Origin of the sequence: Pantoea sp. BRR-3P (assembly GCF_039621635.1) — a bacterium.
GTDB lineage: Bacteria > Pseudomonadota > Gammaproteobacteria > Enterobacterales > Enterobacteriaceae > Pantoea > Pantoea floridensis.
In genome coordinates this window covers 560,245-581,468 of record NZ_CP155067.1, presented here as the reverse complement: position 1 = coordinate 581,468, position 21,224 = coordinate 560,245, and the positions used below count along the sequence as shown (strand labels likewise).

General features: G+C 51.7%; 15 protein-coding genes. 6 read left to right on the top strand and 9 right to left on the bottom strand.

The window, feature by feature from the left end; translation table 11 throughout:
- Nucleotides 1–20: 20 nt before the first annotated feature.
- On the bottom strand, nt 21–1,211 hold the full coding sequence (gene malE, locus AAGR08_RS22180) for a maltose/maltodextrin ABC transporter substrate-binding protein MalE (RefSeq protein WP_141400280.1): 1,191 nt from the start codon (nt 1,209–1,211) through the stop codon (nt 21–23).
- 359 nt (nt 1,212–1,570) lie between these two features.
- On the opposite strand from malE, the gene malK reads away from it, so the two are divergent.
- From malK to malM, 3 genes are all read left to right on the top strand, one after another.
- Nucleotides 1,571–2,680, top strand: a complete 1,110-nt coding sequence (gene malK, locus AAGR08_RS22175; protein ID WP_345830211.1) for a maltose/maltodextrin ABC transporter ATP-binding protein MalK — start codon at nt 1,571–1,573, stop codon at nt 2,678–2,680.
- Between the two features lie 41 nt (nt 2,681–2,721).
- Nucleotides 2,722–4,023, top strand: a complete 1,302-nt coding sequence (locus tag AAGR08_RS22170; RefSeq protein WP_097098285.1) for a maltoporin — start codon at nt 2,722–2,724, stop codon at nt 4,021–4,023.
- 97 nt (nt 4,024–4,120) lie between these two features.
- Nucleotides 4,121–5,044: a maltose operon protein MalM gene (gene malM / locus AAGR08_RS22165; RefSeq protein ID WP_345830210.1), complete on the top strand. Its 924-nt coding sequence runs from the start codon at nt 4,121–4,123 to the stop codon at nt 5,042–5,044.
- Between the two features lie 193 nt (nt 5,045–5,237).
- Here the strand turns inward: malM and malQ are convergent, their stop codons facing one another.
- A complete protein-coding gene (malQ, locus tag AAGR08_RS22160; protein ID WP_345830209.1) occupies nt 5,238–7,295 on the bottom strand; it encodes a 4-alpha-glucanotransferase in 2,058 nt (685 codons plus the stop codon).
- Entirely contained in the window at nt 7,292–9,685 is a 2,394-nt protein-coding gene (gene malP / locus AAGR08_RS22155; protein ID WP_345830207.1) for a maltodextrin phosphorylase, read from the bottom strand. The genes malQ and malP overlap by 4 nt, the downstream gene beginning before the upstream one ends.
- A gap of 274 nt (nt 9,686–9,959) precedes the next feature.
- On the opposite strand from malP, the gene malT reads away from it, so the two are divergent.
- Complete coding sequence (gene malT, locus AAGR08_RS22150; protein WP_345830206.1) at nt 9,960–12,662, top strand: HTH-type transcriptional regulator MalT; 2,703 nt, start codon at nt 9,960–9,962, stop codon at nt 12,660–12,662.
- Nucleotides 12,663–12,765: 103 nt separating this feature from the next.
- Here the strand turns inward: malT and AAGR08_RS22145 are convergent, their stop codons facing one another.
- Nucleotides 12,766–12,996 carry a YgdI/YgdR family lipoprotein gene (locus tag AAGR08_RS22145; protein ID WP_345830204.1) on the bottom strand — a complete coding sequence of 77 codons (231 nt, stop codon included), beginning with the start codon at nt 12,994–12,996 and terminating at the stop codon, nt 12,766–12,768.
- A gap of 20 nt (nt 12,997–13,016) precedes the next feature.
- The gene (locus AAGR08_RS22140) at nt 13,017–13,250 is read right to left on the bottom strand and encodes a YgdI/YgdR family lipoprotein (protein ID WP_097098291.1); all 234 of its coding nucleotides are present in this window, start codon (nt 13,248–13,250) and stop codon (nt 13,017–13,019) included.
- Nucleotides 13,251–13,726: 476 nt separating this feature from the next.
- On the opposite strand from AAGR08_RS22140, the gene AAGR08_RS22135 reads away from it, so the two are divergent.
- A complete protein-coding gene (locus AAGR08_RS22135) occupies nt 13,727–14,170 on the top strand; it encodes a VOC family protein (protein ID WP_345830202.1) in 444 nt (147 codons plus the stop codon).
- A gap of 519 nt (nt 14,171–14,689) precedes the next feature.
- On the opposite strand, the gene AAGR08_RS22130 is transcribed toward AAGR08_RS22135, so the two are convergent.
- The 4 genes from AAGR08_RS22130 to uraH form a co-directional block, all read right to left on the bottom strand.
- Nucleotides 14,690–15,847, bottom strand: coding sequence for a hypothetical protein (locus tag AAGR08_RS22130; RefSeq protein WP_345830200.1), 1,158 nt, complete (start codon nt 15,845–15,847; stop codon nt 14,690–14,692).
- 39 nt (nt 15,848–15,886) lie between these two features.
- Nucleotides 15,887–16,810, bottom strand: a complete 924-nt coding sequence (locus AAGR08_RS22125; RefSeq protein WP_345830198.1) for a hypothetical protein — start codon at nt 16,808–16,810, stop codon at nt 15,887–15,889.
- A 524-nt stretch (nt 16,811–17,334) separates the two neighbouring features.
- Complete coding sequence (locus AAGR08_RS22120) at nt 17,335–17,913, bottom strand: hypothetical protein (protein ID WP_345830197.1); 579 nt, start codon at nt 17,911–17,913, stop codon at nt 17,335–17,337.
- Nucleotides 17,914–18,358: 445 nt separating this feature from the next.
- Nucleotides 18,359–18,739 (bottom strand): hydroxyisourate hydrolase, encoded by a 381-nt coding sequence (uraH, locus tag AAGR08_RS22115; RefSeq protein ID WP_345830826.1) that lies wholly within the window; start codon nt 18,737–18,739, stop codon nt 18,359–18,361.
- A gap of 808 nt (nt 18,740–19,547) precedes the next feature.
- Between uraH and AAGR08_RS22110 the strand changes: the two genes are divergently transcribed.
- A complete protein-coding gene (locus AAGR08_RS22110) occupies nt 19,548–21,212 on the top strand; it encodes a ShlB/FhaC/HecB family hemolysin secretion/activation protein (RefSeq protein WP_097098297.1) in 1,665 nt (554 codons plus the stop codon).
- Nucleotides 21,213–21,224: the final 12 nt, after the last annotated feature.

Here is a 21,224-nt window from a genome sequence, read left to right as displayed (position 1 = left end):
TCCGGCTCTGGTAGAGAGGATTACTTATTGAGACGCGCCTGCGCATCTTTCAGTGCCGCGTCCACGCTTTGACGACCGCTCAGCGCATTTAGCGTGGCGGTGCGCATGGCGTACCAGAAGGCGGCCATCTGCGGAATGTTTGGCATGATGTCGCCGTTACGCGCGTTATTCATAGTGGCGGCAATGCGTTCATCCTTCTCCAGCGTTTGCTGGAAAGATTTCAGCGCCACTGCGCCTAACGGCTTGTCTTTGTTGACGGCGTCGAGGCCAGCATCGGTCAGCAGGTAGTTTTCCAGAAACTCTTTCGCCAGCTCTTTGTTCGGGCTGGCGGCATTGATACCCGCACTCAGCACGCCGACAAAGGTTTTCGAGGGTTTGCCATTGAGCGTAGGCAGCAGCGTGACGCCGTAGTTGATCTTGCTCTTATCGATGTTGCTCCACGCCCACGGCCCGTTAATGGTCATGGCGGTTTGCCCCTTGTTGAAGGCGGCTTCGGCGATGGAGTAATCGGTGTCGGCATTCAGCGTTTTCGCCTTCACCTGATCGACAAGGAAGGTCATGCCCGCTTTAGCGCCGGCATTATCGACACCGGTATCCTTCACGTCGTAGCGGCCATCGTTAAGCTTAAAGGCATAGGCGCCACCGGCTGCCAGCAGTGGCCAGGTGAAGTACGGCTCTTGCAGGTTGAACATCATGGCGCTCTTGCCTTGCGCGCGCATTTTTTTGTCTAGCGCAGCGATCTCTTCCCAGCTTTTTGGCGGCTCAGGCAGCAGATCCTTGTTGTAAATCAGCGATAACGACTCGACTGAAATCGGATAACCGATCAGTTTGCCGTTGAAGCGCACCGCATCCCAGGTGAACGGGAAAATTTTCTGCTGGAAAGTGGCGTCCGGTGAGATCTCCGCTAACAAGCCTGACTGCGCGTAACCGCCGAAACGGTCGTGCGCCCAGAAGATGATATCCGGTCCGTCGCCGGTGGCGGCAACCTGCGGATACTTCTCTTCCATTTTGTCCGGATGCTCAACCGTGACCTTAATGCCGGTCTCCTGCTCAAATTTTTTACCCACTTCAGCCAGGCCGTTATAGCCCTTATCGCCGTTGATCCAGATGACCAGCTTTCCCTCTTCAATTTTGGCAACGGCGGAAGCTGAAAACAGCACGGCCGTCAGGGCGGAAAGGGCAAGAATGCGTGCACCGGTTTTCATTGTCATAACTCCATCCTGTTAGCGGAAACGGAAATCGTTTTACCCACCACATTGTGCGTATCTGTCTCGGCTTCTCATCCTCCCCATCTCTACGCCTGCCGCTCATTCACTGTGATCTGCGTTACAAAACCGCCCCCTTATCACGGGTTGGCGCACAAAATTACCGCGCAGCTCTGCGTTATCGATCACAAAAATCATCGCCTTCCGCGCTTTAACGCCTGACTCCTCGCGTTCTCCTCCTCCCGTCTCCTCCCCCACGCGGATGCGCTGCGGTGGAGGATGTCGGGCGTAACGTCCTTGCCCATAGTGGTCGCCGGGGTCTGTCCGCCAACCTGCGGACAAGAGTGAGCTGAGAGGAAATGATCATGTCGAGCGTTACGTTACGCGGCGTCTCCAAGGTGTGGGGTGATACCGAGGTGTCGAAAAACATCAGCCTGGAAATAGCTGAAGGGGAGTTCGTGGTGTTTGTCGGCCCTTCAGGCTGTGGAAAATCGACGCTGCTGCGCATGATTGCCGGTCTCGAAACCATCACCAGCGGCGATCTGTTTATTGGTGACCAACGCATGAACGAAGTGCCGCCTGCTGAGCGCGGCATCGGCATGGTGTTCCAGTCTTACGCGCTGTACCCGCATCTTTCGGTGGCAGAGAACATGTCATTTGGCCTGAAGTTGGCCGGAACGCGTAAAGCGGAAATCCAGCAGCGGGTCAACCAGGTCGCGGAGGTGCTGCAGCTGGCGCATCTGCTGGATCGCCGTCCTAAAGCGCTCTCCGGCGGGCAGCGCCAGCGCGTGGCGATTGGTCGTACGCTGGTGGCAGAACCCCGCGTGTTTTTACTGGATGAGCCACTCTCTAACCTCGACGCGGCACTGCGCGTGCAGATGCGAATTGAGATCTCTCGTCTACATAAGCGCCTGAATCGCACCATGATTTACGTCACCCACGATCAGACCGAAGCGATGACGCTGGCCGACAAAATCGTGGTGCTGGATGCCGGACGCGTTGCCCAGGTCGGCAAGCCGCTCGAGCTTTATCACTATCCCGCCAATCGTTTCGTCGCCGGCTTTATCGGTTCGCCACGCATGAATTTCTTACCGGTAAAAGTGACCGCCACCGCGATCGATCAGGTTCAGGTGCGCTTACCCAACACGCAGCTGGTGTGGCTGCCGGTCGATAGCGCCGACGTTCAGGTGGGCAGCAACATGTCGTTAGGTATCCGGCCCGAGCATCTGCTCTCCAGCGATATTGCCGACGTCACCCTCGAAGGCGAGGTGATGGTCGTCGAGCAGTTGGGTCACGAAACGCAAATTCACATCCAAATTCCCGCTATTCGTCAAAGCCTGGTTTACCGCCAGGAGGACGTCGTGCTGGTAGAAGAGGGCGCCCTGATGGGCATCGGCCTGCCGCCGGAGCGTTGCCATCTTTTCCGTGAAGATGGCAGCGCCTGTCGCAGGCTTCATCAGGAGCCCGGTGTTTAGCCCTGCAAAACAATAAAAGCAATGACCTCAGGAGATAGAAAATGTTAACTCTGCGCAAACTCCCTCTCGCGGTTGCTATCGCGGCGGGCACGCTCTCTGCCCCGTCAATGGCAGTCGATTTTACCGGCTATGCTCGTTCGGGCATCGGCTGGACCGGCAGCGGCGGGGAACAGCAATGTTTTCAGGCCACCGGTGCTCAAAGTAAATACCGTTTGGGGAACGAATGTGAAACCTACGCTGAACTGAAACTGGGCCAGGAAGTGTGGAAAGAGGGCGATAAGAGCTTCTATTTCGATACCAACGTCGCCTACTCCGTCTCACAACAGAATGACTGGGAAGCGACGTCCCCGGCATTTCGTGAAGCCAACGTGAAAGGTAAAAACCTGATTGACGCCCTGCCGGGATCCACCATCTGGGCCGGTAAGCGTTTCTATCAGCGCCATGACGTCCACATGATCGACTTCTACTACTGGGATATCTCCGGCCCGGGTGCCGGTCTGGAAGATGTTGATCTCGGCTTTGGTAAACTTTCGTTCGCCGCCACGCGCTCCTCAGAAGCCGGCGGTTCTTACACCTTCTCCAGCGATCGGATCCGTGATTACGCCACCAGCACTGCGAACGACGTGTTCGATGTACGTCTGGCGGGCATTGAGACCAACCCGGACGGCGTGCTGGAGCTGGGCGTCGATTACGGCCGCGCCAACGCGCGTGATGGCTATCGTCTGGAAGATAACGCCTCCAAAGATGGTTGGATGTTCACTGCCGAACATACCCAAAGCATGATGAAGGGCTACAACAAATTCGTACTGCAGTACGCCACCGATGCGTTGACCTCGCAGGGCAAAGGGTTGCCGCAGGGCACCAATATCAACAACAGCGGCAGCATGTACCGCGTGCTCGATCACGGCGCGATCAACCTCGCCGAACGCTGGGATCTGATGTATGTGGCCATGTACCAGAACACCGATCTTGATAACAACCGCGGTACCGAGTGGTACACCGTGGGCGTGCGCCCAATGTACAAATGGACGCCAATCATGAGCACCTTGCTGGAAGTGGGCTACGACAACGTGAAGTCGCAGCAGGTGAGCGAGCGCAACGGCCAATACAAAGTGACACTGGCGCAACAGTGGCAGGCGGGCGACAGCATCTGGTCGCGTCCGGCATTGCGTCTGTTCGCCACTTACGCCAAGTGGGATGAGAAGTGGGGTTACAGCAAAGACAGCGCCGGCGACTTGACCTCATTTGCATCTAACGACAGCAGCGGCAACGGCATTTTAACCAACAGCCGTGGCAACAACGATGAGTGGACGTTCGGGGCGCAGATGGAGATTTGGTGGTAATGCTCCCGCTGATGTCCTGACTGAGACCATCTCTTTTCGGCGCGGCGCGCCATTGCCTGGTTCGCGCCGCTGCCTGACAGCTTTTTGAGGTATCACAATGAGAATGAAAAAAACGGTTTTTGCGCTCTGCCTGAGCGCGGCGCTGCTGGCTGGCCAGAGTTTACCGGCCTTCGCCGAAGTGAATCTGGTGCCGCAGGATCTCTCTGCCGCGCCAACGATTCCTGCAGCCAGCCTGCAAACGTTAAGCTGGCTGCCGGTGGATACGTCCCGCACCCAGGCCACCACGCTGACGGAAAAGGGAACGAATTTGAATGCCGCAGGCGTAACGGGAGCGGTGGCTGCCTATAGCCTGCCGGCTAACATCGGTGAACTCACCATCACGCTAAGCAGCGAAGTGCAGCAGAATCGGGTATTTGCGCCGAATGTGTTGGTTCTGGATGAGAATATGCGCCCTGCGGCCTGGTTCCCGGCACGCTTCTTCACCTATCAGCAACCGGGCGTAATGGCCGCGGATCGGCTGGAAGGGGTGATGAAGCTGACCCCTGCGCTCGGGCAGCAAAAGATTTATCTGCTGGTGTTCACCACTGATAAGGATTTGACCGAAACCACTACGTTACTGGATCCGGCTAAGGCGTACGCCAAAGGCACCGGCAATGCGATACCGGATATTCCCGATCCCATTGCGCGCCACAGCCGTGAAGGCACGTTGAAGTTGAAAGTAAAAACCAGTTCAGGTTCATCCATTTTGGTCGGGCCGTTGTTTGGTTCATCTGGTCCCGCGCCGGTAACGGTAGGAAATACCCAGCCGGTTGCGCCTGCGGTGTATCACGCAGCACCCGCACCGGAAGCCAAACGTGAACCGATCATGACCGATACCGAAGGCTATTTTAATCAGAACATTCGTCAGGCGGTCGATCAGGGCAATATCGATAAAGCGTTGAAGCTGCTGGATGAGGCCGAGCGTTTGGGCTCAACTTCGGCGAGGAAAGTTTTTATCAGCAGTGTTAAAGGCAAGGGGTAAAGCGCCCCGACAGTGTTGATTTGTTCCATCTGGTGCGCTTCGGCGCACCTTTTTTTGTTAAAATCCACACATCGCACAATTCGTAGCGGCGCCATTTATGGCGCAAAAATAAGCTCGGTGGCATAACATCGCGCGATAAATCGCGCCGCTACAAGTGAGCGCATTCTGCACTATCGCCATCCATGGCCAACATTCATTTCACTTTCCGCCGCCGCCGATCGATATCCGCCAGCAAGGCGTTAATCTGCGGGTTGGCGAACATCTCCTCCAGCGAGGCGCTCAGCTTGCGTCGCCAGTTCGGATAGTGCGTGGTGGTGCCGGGAATATTCACCGGGGCCGCCATATCCAGCCAGTCCTCGGGTTGCAATCCCAGCAGCGCGCTGCGGCTGTCAGCCAGATAGCGATGCAGCGCCGCGCTTAATGCCTGATTCATTATCGGTGTGTCAACCCGATCTAACAGATAGCCGCTGCGTTGCAAAGTCTTGAACAATGCTTGCGTGGCCGCTAAGCGCGCTTTGTGGAGCCCAGCCAGAATCTGCTTATCCGGATACAACCCAAGCTCACTCCCGAGGCGCAAATCGTCACTTTGCCACCAGCCGCGCAGCGTCGGCATATCGTGCGTGGTTGCCACCGCCATCGCCTGACGTGGCCAGTGAGAAGGGGGACGAAACGCCGTTTTTGACGTCTGTTCAAAGTAGAGCACTTTGTAGGAGTAAACGCCCGCCTGCTGCAGTTTGCCGATAATCTTTTCCGGTACCGTGCCCAAATCCTCGCCGATAACCATGCACCGATGGCGCTGGCTTTCCAGCGCGAGAATGGCGAGCAAATCGTCGATAGGATAATGAACGTAAGCGCCTTCTGCAGCGGTTTCTCCCAGCGGGATCCACCACAGTCGCAGCAGCGCCATCACGTGATCGATACGCAGTGCGCCACAGTCGCGCATATTGGCGCGCAGTAGTGCAATCCACGGCTCGTAAGCGCGGGCCTGCATGATTTGCGGATCCATCGGTGGCAGTCCCCAGTTCTGTCCCAGCGGGCCGAGAATATCCGGTGGCGCGCCGACGCTGGCCTGCAAGCAGTACAGCTCGCGATCGCTCCAGGTTTCTGCGCCACCCTGTGCCACGCCAACCGCCAGATCGCGGTATAAACCAATCGGCATCCGGTGTTTTTGACAAACAGCCCAGCAGGCAGCGAACTGGCTGGCGGCCAGCCATTGCAGCCACAGATAGAAGCGCACCTCGTAGGTATGCTCGATACGAAATGCCCGTACCACCGGGCTATCAGGTGATTGCAAGGCGGCAGGCCAGGTTGTCCAGTCGTAGCGTTGAGGATCCTCGGCGATTTGTGCGGCGTGCAGCGCATCAAAAACGCCCTGATGCAGCAAACTTTCTCCGCCTTCTGCGATAAAAGCAGCAAAAGCGTTCACTTGCTTATCGTCAGCATCGCGCTTTCTGAAGTGCTGCCAGGCAAGGCGCAGCGCTTCCAGCTTAAGGTGGGTAACGGCCGAATAATCGACCCACTCAGCATCACGCGCCGCCTGCAAAGCCTGCTGTGTCGCAGGCGAATGCCACCAGCGCTGCGCCTCTTCACTCTGCTTAAAGTCCTCTACGGCGGCGACGTCGATATACAGCATATTGAGCCAGCGACGCGACGACGGGCTATAAGGGCTGGCACTCTCCGGCAGTGCCGGGAACAGCGCGTGCAAAGGATTAAGGCCAACGCAGGCCGCGCCGCGCTGGGCAACCTCTGCCAGCATCTGCTGGAGATCGCCGAAGTCGCCGATGCCCCAGTTGGTGGCAGAGCGCAGGGTATACAGCTGAATACACGCACCCCACAACGATTGTCCCTGCGTGATGGCCGGCGGCTCATAGCAGCGAACGGGCGCGACAATAATACGGCAGTGCAACGGCTGCGGCTGCGCGTGCACAGTCAGTTGGTGATAGCCCAACGGCAGCGATGGCAAGGCGATCGGCTGGTTGGCTACGCATTGGCCGCTCCAGCTTTCGCCCTGTTCACTCACCAGTTGCCAGGTCGCACTTACGTCAGACGCGGGCAGCACAATTTCAGCCGATTGCGCGTGCACGATCCAGACCGGCGGCAGCGGCGAGGATCTCTGCCGGCGAGGATGCATAGCCGCCAGCAGACGCTGGCGGGTAACGGCGGAGACGGATTGCAAACGACCATGCGCGTCGATGTAATCGCTGGCGATGGCAGACTCGATTTCAAATGCTGGTGTCATGGTGCTGCTCATCGCGCGGCCTGCCAGATGCGTTGCTGATAGTCTCGTATTGCGCGGTCGGAGCTGAACATACCGCAGCGCGCGGTGTTGAGGATGGCGGCGCGCGTCCAGCCATGTTGATCGGCCCACAAAGCCTCTGCCTGCGCTTGGGCGTTCAGGTAGTGACGAAAATCGGCCAGCACCAGATAGGGATCGCCGCCCGCAGTGCTAAGACTTTGCAATAAGGGGGCGAAGGCGCTGGCATCGCCGTCGCTAAAGGTGCCATCTTCTAACGCCTTGAGCACCCTATCGAGCTGCGGATCTTTTTTCCGCCAGGCGTCAGGCGCGTATCCAGCGGCCTTCAGCGCGCGGACCTGATCCACGGTATGCCCGAAGATAAAGATATTTTCACTGCCAACCTGCTCGGCGATCTCGACATTAGCGCCGTCCAGCGTGCCGATGGTTAACGCCCCGTTGAGCGCCAGCTTCATGTTGCCGGTGCCGGAAGCCTCTTTGCCTGCCGTGGAAATCTGCTCGGATAAATCCGCCGCCGGAATCAGTCGTTCCGCCACCGACACATTGTAATCCGGAATAAACACGACTTTAAGGCGGTCGCCAATGCGCGGATCGTTGTTGATAGTGGCCGCCACTTTGTTAATGGCGTAGATGATATTTTTCGCCAGTACATATCCCGGTGCGGCTTTCGCGCCAAACAGCACCACGCGCGGCGCCAGATTGGCCTGCGGGTCGCTTACTAAGGTTTGCCACAGGGCAATGATGTGCAGCAGCGCAAGATGCTGACGTTTATATTCGTGCAGGCGTTTGATTTGCACATCAAACATCGCCTCGGGATTCACTACCACGCCGGTGCGTTCTGCAATCCAGGCCGTGAGTGCCAGCTTATTTTGCTGCTTAATCGCGCGGTATTGCGCCTGGAATGCGGCATGATCGGCGTACACCTCTAGCGCCTCAAGTTTGCTCAGATCGGTTAACCATGGCTGGTCGAGCGTTTGGCTAATCAGCGCGGCAAGCGCGGGATTGCACTGATTGATCCAGCGGCGTGGGGTGATGCCATTGGTGACGTTATGAAATTTCTCTGGCCACAGCGCGTGGTATTCGGGGAAGAGATCGTTGACCACCAGCTGTGAGTGCAGCGCGGCCACGCCGTTCACCGCAAAACCGCTGGTGACGCAGAGATTAGCCATGCGTAGCTGATTATTGTGCACCAGCGCCAGCTTCGTCCAGATCGCGTCCTCACCAGGCCAGCGCGCGTTAACTTGCTTCTTCAACTGTGCGTTTAAGGTGTTGATAATCATCATATGGCGCGGCAGCAGGGCGCGCACCATGCGCACGTCCCAACACTCCAGCGCTTCAGGCATTAAGGTGTGGTTGGTGTAGGCAAAAGTGTGCTGCGTAATCTGCCACGCGTTTTCCCAGCTCAGTTGATGCTCGTCCAGCAGCAGGCGCATCAGCTCCGGAATCGCCAGGGTCGGATGGGTATCGTTAAGCTGAATCACCTCATAATCTGGCAAAGATTCAATAGGGCGTCCGGCGCGATGATGACGGCGCAAGATGTCCGCCAGCGAGCAGGCACACTGGAAATATTGCTGCATCAGGCGCAGCTTTTTGCCGCTGTCGTGGTTGTCGTTGGGGTAGAGCACTTTCGTCAGTTTTTCAGCGTCAATGCCGCGCTGCTCGGCCCGCAGAAAATCGCCGTTATTGAAGCGTTGCAGATCAAACGGTTGCGCCTGTTTCGCCTGCCACAGGCGCAGAGGCTGCGTTACGCCGTTTTGGTAACCCACAACCGGCAGATCCCAGGCTTCCCCCAATATCTGCACCGCGGGTTCCCAATGTGGAACACCGTTCTGCGTGATGACTTTTCCGCCCAGCTTAACCTCTACCGTGAGCGCCGCATTGTGGTTAAACCAAGGATAGCGGTCGCGCTGCCAGTTATCCGGTTGTTCTTGCTGGGCGCCATCAATAAAATGCTGGCGGAACAGTCCGTACTGGTAATTAAGGCCGTAGCCGGTGGCCGACTGTCCCACCGTCGCCATTGAATCCAGAAAACAGGCCGCGAGACGCCCCAGGCCTCCGTTACCCAGCGCCGGATCGATTTCACGCTCTTCCACGTCACTCAGTGAGATACCCCACTCGGCTAACGCTGCATTGACGTCGTCATACCAGCCAAGGTTCAGCAGATTGTTGCCGGTCAGGCGGCCCAGCAAAAATTCCATAGAGATGTAATTCACATGACGCTGTGAAGTGGCCGGCGGCGCAGCGGGCCTGTCGGCCAGCATATCGGCCAGCGCACCGCTGAGCGCCTGCCACCACTGATCCGGCGTCATCTCTTTTGCATCCTGCAGACCAAATCGTTGCCACTGGCGGGTCAGCGCGTGTTTAAAACGGGTGCGATCAAATTTCATAACCAGGTTATCCAATACGAGAGGAAGTGCCTGCCATTCTGCGCGACGGGCTGTTGGCGCTCCTCCTCCTGCGAAAAATTCAGGGGGGAGGATGATCGGGGTGGAGAGGCTGAGGGAAATCTGAAAGCGTGGCAGGAATGTGATAACCCTCGCTTTTGTTAAGATTGCTTTATGGGTTCGCTTGCAATAGGTAAACGAATATCTGAACGTATGTGACTATTAATTACGAAGCGTAAAATAATGATGCGCCACGTTAAGGGAGAAACGTTCGCCGATGTTAATACCCTCAAAACTCAGCCGTCCAGTCCGCCTCGAGAGCACGGTAGCGCGTGAGCGCCTGATTCAGAAACTGAGCGCCGCGGGGAATTATCGTCTGGTGCTGGTAACCAGTCCGGCGGGATATGGCAAAACCACGCTGATATCCCAATGGGCGGCAGGCAAGCCCAATCTTGGCTGGTATTCACTGGATGAGGGCGACAATCAGCCTGAACGTTTCGTTGATTACCTGATTGCGGCCCTGCAGCAGGCAACGCTTGGCGGCTGTGCCCGCAGCGAAGCACTGGCGCAGAAGCGGCAATACATCAACCTCAACGCCTTGTTTGCTCAGCTGCTCAGTGAACTGACGTTGTGGCAGCAACCGGTGTGGTTGATCATTGACGATTATCACCACATCACCAACCCTGCCATCCATGATGCGATGCGCTTCTTCTTACGTAATCAGCCGGAGAATGTGACGCTGATTTTGCTGTCACGTAATCTGCCACAGCTCGGTATTGCCAATCTGCGCGTGCGCGAGCAGCTGATTGAATTAGGCAGCCAGCAGCTGGCATTCACTCATCATGAAGCTAAGCAATTTTTCGATTGCCGCCTGAGCACGCCTTTGGCTTCGGATGAGAGCGGACGCTTGTGTGATGATGTGGCGGGTTGGGCAACGGCCTTGCAGCTGATCGCGCTCTCCACCCGCCAGGGTGCCAGCTCGGCGCAGGATTCCGCGCGTCGTCTTTCTGGTATCAACGCCAGCCATTTAGCTGATTATTTGGTTGAGGAAGTGCTGAATAACGTGGATAGCGCCACGCGTCAGTTTCTGCTGAAAAGTGCGCTGCTGCGCTCCATGAACGACATGCTGATCGCCTGCGTAACCGGGGAAGAACAAGGGCAGATGCGGCTGGAAGAGATTGAGCGGCAAGGGCTGTTTTTACAGCGCATGGATAACTCAGGCGAATGGTTTAGCTATCATCCGCTGTTTGGCAATTTTTTACGTCAGCGCTGTCAGTGGGAGCTAGCGGCAGAACTGCCCGCGCTGCATCGCGCGGCGGCCGAGAGCTGGATGACGCTGGGTTTTCCCGGTGAAGCCATTCATCATGCGCTGGCCGCCGGTGATGCGCTGATGCTACGTGATGTTTTACTTGAGTATGCCTGGGCGCTGTTTAATCAAAGCGAGCTTACGCTGCTGGAGACGTCATTAAAGGCGCTGCCGTGGGCGATCCTGCAGGAAAACCCCAAGCTGCTGCTGCTTCAGGCTTGGCTGCTGCAAAGCCAGCACCGTTTTTCCGAAGTGAACACGCTGCTGATGCGTTTTGAACAATCCTGCAGCAGCGAAATTGACGATGCGCTGCGTGGGGAATTCAATGCGCTACTGGCGCAGGTTTCCATGAATGATGGCAATGCCGAGGAAGCCGAACGTCTGGCATTACTGGCACTCAACGTGCTGCCGCAGAGCCGTCAATACAGCTGCATTGTCGCCACGTCCGTGCTGGGTGAAGTGATGCACTGCAAAGGTGAACTCAGCAGCTCGCTGAAGCTCATGCGCCAAACGGAGCAGATGGCGCGTCGTGAAGAAGCGTGGAATTACGCGCTGTGGAGCCTGATCCAGCAGAGTGAAATCTTATTCGCGCAGGGTTTCTTGCAGTCTGCGTATGAGATGCAGGAACGAGCCTTTGCGCTGGTTAACGAGCAGCATCTGGCGCAGTTCCCAATGCATGAATTTCTGCTGCGCATCCGGGCGCAGCTGCTGTGGGCCTGGGGCCGGCTGGACGAAGCGGAGCATGCCGCGCGCGAAGGGATTAAGGTCCTGAAAGGGTATCAGCCGCAGCAGCAGATTCAGTGTCTGGGTTTGCTGGTGCAGTGTTCGCTGGCGCGCGGCAATCTCGATAACGCGCGCAGCCACCTGAGTCGCCTTGAGAACCTGCTTAACAATGGGTCATTACACAGCGACTGGATCGCCAATGCCGATAAAGTCAGAGTGATTTTTTGGCAGATGACCGGCGACAGCCAGAGCGCCAGCAACTGGATGCGGCAGACGGCGAAACCTGAGTTTGCCAATAACCATTTCTTACAAGGGCAGTGGCGCAACGTGGCGCGCGCACAAATTTTGCTGGGGAATATGAGCCAGGCCGAAGTGGTGCTGGATGAGCTGAATGATAATGCTCGCGCGCTCAACCTGATGAGCGACATGAACCGCAACCTGCTGCTGTTGAACCAGATTTACTGGCAAAGCGAGCGCAAAGCCGAGGCGCAGCAGGCGTTAACAGACGCGCTAAAACTGGCGCGCAGCACCGGTTTCGTCAGCCATTTTGTTATTGAGGGAGAAGCGATGGCGCAGCAGCTGCGACAGCTTATTCAGCTCAATACGTTGGATGAGCTGGATAATCACCGCGCCAGACGCATTCTGAGTGAGATCAATAAATATCATCGTCACAAGTTTGCCCACTTTGATGAAGGTTTTGTGAGTCGATTGCTTAACCATCCTGATGTACCGGAGCTTATCCGCACCAGCCCGCTCACCCAGCGAGAGTGGCAGGTATTAGGGTTGATCTATTCGGGCTACAGTAACGATCAGATTGCCGGCGAACTGGATGTTGCCGCCACCACCATCAAAACGCATATTCGCAATCTTTATCAGAAATTGGGCGTAACGCATCGTGCAGACGCCATGAATCAGGCGCAGGCCATGTTGAGGATGATGGGATATGTATGAGAGCGATGATGAGCGGAGAGCGAACGGACATTTAGCTACGAGGTCTTAATTTCGCTCCGCTGTATGGGATTTTCCCATACAGCGGGCGCTTTACTGCACAAACCTATTTTTTCGGGATCTCGGAAATTTCTTTCACATCACTCTTATTCATCTGCTGCTTGACGCCGTTGGCGTCGGTGTAACCCAGCAGACCGGTTTCCGCATCTTGCGGTTTACCATCAGCCACGATAGTACGACCATCGTTGGTATGGATGGCGTAAGAGGTGCGAGTACAACCCGTCAGGGCGGATAGTGCCACAACTGCAGCAATTGAGATCAATAGGGCTTTTTTCATCACTCTCTCCAGGCGCGTTATTAGTTATCCAGTTCGCTCATGTTGGTAATCTTGTCGCGATTAATCTGCTCAGTTTTACCCGTTTGCGCATCTTTGTAAGAAACCAGGCCGGTGTCACTGTCAATTTGCGGCTTGCCAGAAGTGACGATAGTGCGCCCGTCCGTTGTCTTGATTGCCTGATTAGATGAGCAACCTGCCAAGGTTAAAGCCACAAAAGAGCCCAGAAAAGCGGTTAACAGCACTGTTTTTTTCATCGTAATGAGTTCCTTTCAGAAATAATTTTAACTACTCAACTAGCTTAGAACATATTTTACAAACAGCCAGGCGAGGGAGTAGAACATGGCACGAACTCCTCATTTTCGGCTATAAAAAACGCGCCGATCCTTGTACCGTTTTCGTTTTGAGCAGGACATCTACCAGACAATATTACTTAACAATATAATGATAACCTTACGTAAACAATCCATGCGGCGCTGATTATTCGAGGGCGGATGATGAATATTAATCTGAATATATCACTACAGAATTCATGATTAAAAATTTATATTTTGGTTAGGTAAGATTTTTGGGTTATTTAAAAAAATAAAGCGAGAAATGTCGTGTTTAAATACATGCCGCACCCGATGTGAGAGATGCATATTGTGGAGCCAGAACGTAAAAGCACCTGAGAACAAATGCTATTAATGATTTATGGCATATTCAAATCCTGCTTATTTTAAAGGAATGGAATATGTTGGAACACGATATTGGTTTTAGCCATATAGCGCTGCAAGTGAAAGATATAGAACGTAGCGTCGATTTCTATCAGCGTTACGCCGGAATGCAGGTGATCCATGAGCGCGAACCTGGGATTGCAGAAGCGCAAAAGGTGGCATGGCTTTCCGATTTGACCCGTCCGTTTGCATTGGTACTCGTGCAGTCTCAAACTACTGTAGATACCCCGTTGGGACCTTTTGGTCACATTGGCGTAGCCTGTAAAACCAGGGAAGAAATTGATGCCAAAGTGGCTTTAGCGGAACAAGAGGGCGTTTTACGTCGTCCAGCGCAGCAATCATCAGCACCGGTAGGTTACTGGGCATTTTTTGCCGATCCTGATGGCAACACGCTTGAGCTTTCACTCGGTCAACAGATTGGTTTGGAGATTATCGCTCACCGGCTTTCAAATAGAGATTGATCAGCGTGTTACTCGTAAGAGCGACATTCGACATCGGCTGTTAATTACCGCTGCGCCTGGTTTATCCCACTCTGTGATGACTTAACTACGGGCCAGCTTTTTATATCGTTTTGTCCTGAATGCGTTATACGCTGCTATCAGGGCAAAACAGTAGGCCGTAACCAACACACATAGCCAGAATATTTCCTGCATAATGCGATTTCCACGACGCTGAAAATCACTGGTTCACTTTTACCGCTCAGAGCACAACCTTCCAGGACAGCGTTTACAATGTTGGAGCCCTCGCTTTGTGCTGAGGGTGCCGTTCAGCGTAACAACTGCGCCTGCCGGGTGGCTCAATTAAACGACCGCCCGTATCCGCATTGGGCGTGTAGCCGAGCTTCATTTGAACGGCTCACGTATCTGTCCGCTTTGTGCCAAGAGCGGACTTTGCTGAGTTCATGATGTGTTAATCAACTGGGAGCAGGTCAAAGCACCGTTCAACACAGTGCTTAAAATTTTATAAAAATGACTAATTAATCATAAAACCCAAAAGGATTGAATCCTACGGGAAAACTGAGAGTCATCTATCATTCCTAATAATGTGCCATCAGGGAAGATGCTGATTGTCTCCCCAACTTGCTCGACTATATTAATGTTAACACCCTCATAACTATTTAATAAACGACTATCATCTTCACAATAATCAGCTAATGCCAACATTATTTTTACATCTATTCCAGCGAGCATAGCTTTGCCACTCATGTGATGTAACGAATTGAGAATTGCAAAATCACAACCGCAAATACTTATAACTTCTAAATCGACAAGGTGTAGTTCTGTTTTGACGTCACTAAACAATCCCGATGCCGTTTCATGAAAACCACAGAAGGAAAGCCATGCTGCATAATTTTTAGCCTTCACCCATTCAATTGGAAAATCGAAATCAGGAATATTAACATTTGCAGGAGGGTCAACATATGTAATAGCTGAGTTGTTAGCTTGACCGATTGACCTTAATGCAGAATGCACCACATATCCATTTGTAACATTGGCTATTTTATTATCAACCCATGTATTTACTTGTTTATTTAAAGCTGGCTTTAAAATCTTTTTGACATCTGAGGGAGAAAAGTCTTGAATTGAATATGAGCATTTAGATTCGATTATCGTTCTATCTTTATTATTATTCTCAAAAATAAAATCGGCAACCTTTTCTCTCTTAGTACCATGTTTCCCCGCTGAAGATGCTATAATTGATTTTATTTTAGCATCAGATGCCAAATGGCAAACATAGCTATAGCCTAAGCGATGCGCTATTAATAATGTAATTCCTTGTCCAATCCTACCAGTAAAACTAGTTAAGGTAACATCATTTAAAAATCCGTCAATATCATCAACAAGCCTAAGATTCCCATTCTTTGATATTTTTATAAGCTCATGCGATGACATCAGAAACGCAATACTATAAAAATTTAAATTCCTTTGAATCAAAAAATCCGTTTTAACTACTGCATGAGTCAAACTCAATAATTTAAATTCCAAATTTTCATGTTGGACAGCAACATCATCCCACTGGGTATTATTAGCTAGCCTATTCTTTTTTACATCATCTTCATTCCATTCATACACTTCAAGTGTGGCTACTTTAGCTCCAGAACCAACACTTTTTACTAAATCATAAATGAACTTCAACATAACAAGCCTTATACGTTGCGTATTAAATTGTGTATTGAATTACATTGTTTCGTAATAATTTATCAGTCCCTTACAATACTCTATACCAGATGTTTTAGCCGCATGTTGCCCCAATTTGTTTTTAAGGATTGACACATGATTTCCAAACTGTCTTTTTTTATTAAAATCATTGAAGGTGAGGCTCCCTCTTAGCCTGTGATAAAAACAGAGATCTTGATAGGCGCCAATATTATTAAAAAATAATTGCTTATCTATATCTTTCGCAATTTTATAAATAAGCCGAGTGAAATGTATCAATTTTTCTGTTTTCAATGAAGCCATTTTAGATATTTCTATAATCTCATGATTTCTACTTTCATTTATATCTCGCCCAAATGCATGTCCAATGTTATTTCTTAGTATCCTCAGTGCTTCAAGGTCTGCCACATTATTTGACAGTACTAAAGGTGTGTTTCCAAAAATTCTTTCGAAATACCTTATCCTACTATTCCAATCCCCTTTAGTGCATCCAATTAAATGTTCTTTAAAATCAGTTGGTTGCTTTTTTCCATATTTTAAAATCAATAAGCCATCAATTTTTTTACTTGCTCCATACAAAACGCCGACATCTGATTCCAAAGCTAATGATATTACTGTCGACATATAGGTTTCCAAGTTGGCACTCATTGCCACTACACAATTCAAGTTTGTCCAGTTTTTGAACTTATTGAATGAATCAGACCAGTCTTGTACTTTTTCAAATGGTGTGTACTTGACTTCTTTGATACCTTTGAACCACTTGTGGTAATCATCACTAAAATTAGCGCCAAATGACTTCCCGAGTGTTGAGTAAGTAAAATCTGATGCTGCCAAGTGCGACAGTAAAATATTAGTCAGCTCAGAATTATGCTTTTGGAAAACAAGATAAGCCCATGTTGAATCCTCTCTACAAATCCATCTATTAAATTGATAACTGCTTTTCATTAAGACCTCTGATGTAATTTTTATGTTTTATCAGTGAATTTATCAAGTCCAAGTTCAGGGTGCGAACTCTTAACGACCAGAGAAAACCGTAACAGATTTGGCCCCCCTGGAGGGTGCAACATACAAATTACTAGCCCCCATGTTTCCCACATCAAGTATCAGCGCGTGATCGCATTCCAGCTCTTTTAGAAAAAGAGTCGAGCCTATTGAACGGTGCGATACGCGTCCTGACCTGCTACCGGTTGATTATTACATTCCAATGTTAGTCCTGCATCCCTGTGGTTATGACAAATACGAACTTCCACTCCTCGCTCATAGCAGACGCCATGTTCCTTGGGTCTGGCCCTTTTGCGCCAGAAAAAGAAGGAGTACATGGGGGGATATTTAATGTGGTAGTACTACCTTGTCATCATGTTTTTGACATCCTCACATTGCTCAAAACTGCCCATTTGAATCTCAATTGATTACTCAGTGCCAGGCATCATTCATTTTTCATAAGCTTTTTTCCGTTGCGTAATCTGGACTTAAATTTTTGACTGAACAGCTTTGAGCGTTCTTTTTCGGATCCAGCCACTTCCTGCACGTATCGCCAGCCAGTAAGCGGCCATTTTCATCTGAGTAATTTTATCCGGGCAGTAGATAAACGTTTCAGTACATAGCTCATATTGAGCTTCCTTTAATTCCGCTACCCGATAGCGCAATAGAAGCTTTGCGCTTCCCGGCGAGACCGCCGCCAGGTAAGCGTTGGCATCAGTCACGTTTTCCAGACCAAAATCTGCACGCCAGAATTGTCCGCGTAAGCCGTAACAAAGCTCCGATGCTGACTTTTCCAAAAGAGTAAAGCTGTGTAGTCCGAAGCGATTTACCACCTGACCTTTCTTTCTGAACCCAATATTTTGCGGGAGTTGCCGCACAAACATCATTAGCCGGATAACAGCATCTTGCTTAATGTCGAATTCAATAACTAAGGGCAGGATTTTATCAGGTGAATTCGTCTTAATAACGGCGCAGTGTTTTTCATGAAATTGGAACTGAGGTAGCAAAGCGGGGACATCATGCCATTCAGCAAGCGCTTTGCGACTAACAAACCCAGGATTTAGCATATGACTTCCTTGTTATCTCAAAAATTCATTTACAACAACATTTGCCTGAATATCGTCAATAAGTCCCCGCCCACCGCGACGTGCTGGCGGCGATCATCGTCCAGCAGACCCTGCCGTTTAGGAGCAAGATAATTTCACTACCTGCTTTACGCAGAATGCCCCAATCCTGATATGCCGGCCAGAGCACCGGCAAACTCTATCAGGGGAGCGCCTCCTTATCGCGCTCAACCAGCACTTTGCCATGGTTATGTATGTTCCCAACCTTCTTACTTACAGGATGCTATGTAACATCCTGCTCCGGAAGCGCTGCATCATGTGCGATTTTTTCCGTTTTCTTTCTTCCATTCGAACCAGCCGTTGGCTGGCACTATGGCGCGACCATGTCTGCGCGGAGTAATATTGTCGCCAGCAGTATTACTCCGTCAAAAAAAGGTGGAAGTTGTGCTTAATTACCGCGATAAGTTGAGTAGCCAAACTGGCTAAGCAGTAGTGGAATATGATAGTGCTGATCGGCCTTATCCAGGGTGAATATCACTGGAATTTCCGGGAAGAATGTTGGCTCACCGCTTTTTTTGTAATAGTCGCCGGTTTTGAAAATGACACGATAAATCCCCATTTGAGTTGCCTGACCAGTAGGATAAAGCGCTGAAATGCGCCCTTGTGCGTTGGTGGTTCCTTCGGCCAGTTTTAACCACTCATTTCCTTTTTTTCTATCCAATTCGACCTTAATGCCTGCGGTCGGAACGCCAGTCTGCAAATTCAGTACATGCACGCTTATCGGATTTATCATTTCTGCGGCAAATCCAGAGACGCTGAACATACTCATCACGCTTCCCAGTAAATAATGCTGAAACTTCATATCATCTTCCTTTAGGTCAATTGGTGGCGGAAGGATATAACCAAACGAATATGAATGATCGAATCGGAATGGAATCTCTGAAATTTCCTGGAAGGAGCGGCCGGTGCGGACTCAATCTGACAATGTTGAGCATGTTTAGAATTCATACATTCTTATTTGTTGCGGGCTATCTTCCCGATAAGAGATATCGATGACGGAAAAAATGAGCAAGCACCTTTTTCTATCCCTGTTGATAATATCACGCTGATTTCCTATTTTTTAATGTCAACAGGAATCTCATCAATCTTATTTAAGAAGAACACAATTGGTAAACTGGCAAAAATTTCCTTCTGATTACTTCCTGACAATCCAATGATGTTAAAAAGCTGTTCTTTTATTAGGCCATCTTTTAATGTTCGAAGCTCAAATAATCTGTCTATGTGCGAATTTTACACCGTCTCATGCAGGTTTCGACTGGCACCAGGATGAATTTTTGATCGCCTAAATAGGCTATCGCTACGGTTTACCTAATCATTCAGAGACGATGTGCGATGAGTTCCAGTTCTGGTCCTAACGGAAAGGGGGGTGAATATATCTGGGTAAATTGCAGCTTTTCTCACTGTTCGGAAACAACTCTCTTTTTATTTGAGTTAATCCAAAGTAAAAAGCCGATCTAATTAATATTAAAAAATTATTTTCGTTTTATATCGCCTTCAGGAACTTTCTCATTGTTTAGGTGATATTCTGCACGAGCAAACTTACAAAATATTTACAATTAATTTTACTTAAGTCTTTTATGATGGCAAATACAGGGAAGTTCCTGGCGCTATGCGTCAGCTTATTGACTGCATCAGCAGTTGCGGCACCGTTAAATCCGGGTGATCGTGATTACATTCAGAATCAACAGCAACAGCGTCTGCAGCAGGACCAGCAGCAGCGGGATGCATTGTGGAACACCGCCACGGCGCAGAGTACGCCATCAGCGGGTTCCAACCCGTCAGGACCGTGCTTTCCCGTGCAGAAAATTATTATTCAGCACGCCACGCTTATCTCTTCAGGCCAGCAGCACCATCTTATTGCGCCTTATATTAATCGCTGCCTGAATTTAACGGAAATTAATTCGCTGGTACATGCCGTTTCTGACTGGTATATGCAGCGGGGCTATATTACCAGCCGGGCATTTTTAACCGAGCAGGATTTATCGCAGGGCCAGTTAATTATTCCGGTGCTGGAGGGGAAATTAGACGCCATTCGTTTAGACGGACAGCATCCGCGCGCTCTGCAGATGGCCTTTCCGAGGCTCGAAGGCAGAATCCTCAACCTGCGCGATATTGAACAGGGCATGGAGCAGATTAACCGCGTGCGCAGCAAACCGGTGCAGATTGAAATCCAGCCGTCGCCGAAAACTGGCTATTCGGTGGTGAACCTGACTGCTGAACCAGAGTTCCCGTTGAGCGCGTCGTTCGGATTCGATAACAGCGGCCAGAAGAGCACGGGCGTTGGGCAGCTTAACGGCGCGCTGACCGGCAATAACCTGCTGGGACTGGCCGACCGCTGGTTCATCAGCGGCGGGCGCAGCAGCGCCTTCAGCGACTGGCGTGATGCGCAGAACCTGCAGGCGGGCGTCAGCGTACCATACGGCTACGGCCTGTTCGACTATAGCTACAGCTGGAGCAACTATCACAGCAGCTTCGTCAACAACGGCTTCACGTGGCTGAGCAACGGCGACAACGTCGCGCACCGGATTAACGGTTCGTGGGTACTGTTCCGCAATGGCGATATTAAAACCGGCGTCCAGCTCGGCTTAAATCATTACTCCAGCCACAACTACCTTAACAATACTTTGTTGCAGAGCAGCAGCCGCAAGATCACCAGCACGCAGCTGGGAATCAATCACACCCAGAAAATTCTTGGCGGCGTTGCCACGCTCAACCCGGCTTTCAGCCGCGGTATGCCGTGGTTTGATGCCGAGGATGACGCGGGCAAAACTGGCGACCTGCCCAAAGCACAATTCCGCAAGTGGAGCATCAGCGGCAGCTTCCAGCGCCCGCTGGCTAACAATCTGTGGCTGCTGAGCAGCATTTACGGGCAGTGGTCGCCCGATCGGCTGTACGGCAGCGAGCGTCTGACGCTTGGCGGCGAAAGTTCGGTGCGCGGCTTTAAAGAACAGTATCTCTCCGGCGACGCTGGCGGTTACCTGCGCAACGAGCTGAGCTACAGCCTGTTCACGCTGCCCGTTATAGGCGACGTCAGTGCGCTGGCCGCCATTGACGGCGGCTGGTTAAAAAGCGACGCGCAGAACCGTGAATCCACCGGCACGCTGTGGGGCAGCGCGGTGGGCCTCAGCACGCGCGGGCGCTATTTCTACACCCAGTACACCGTGGGCGTTCCCCTCAGCTATCCCGGCCATCTGCAGCCGGATCACATCAGCATTTACGCCCGCGTCGGGCTGGTTTTCTAAGAGGCAAAGATT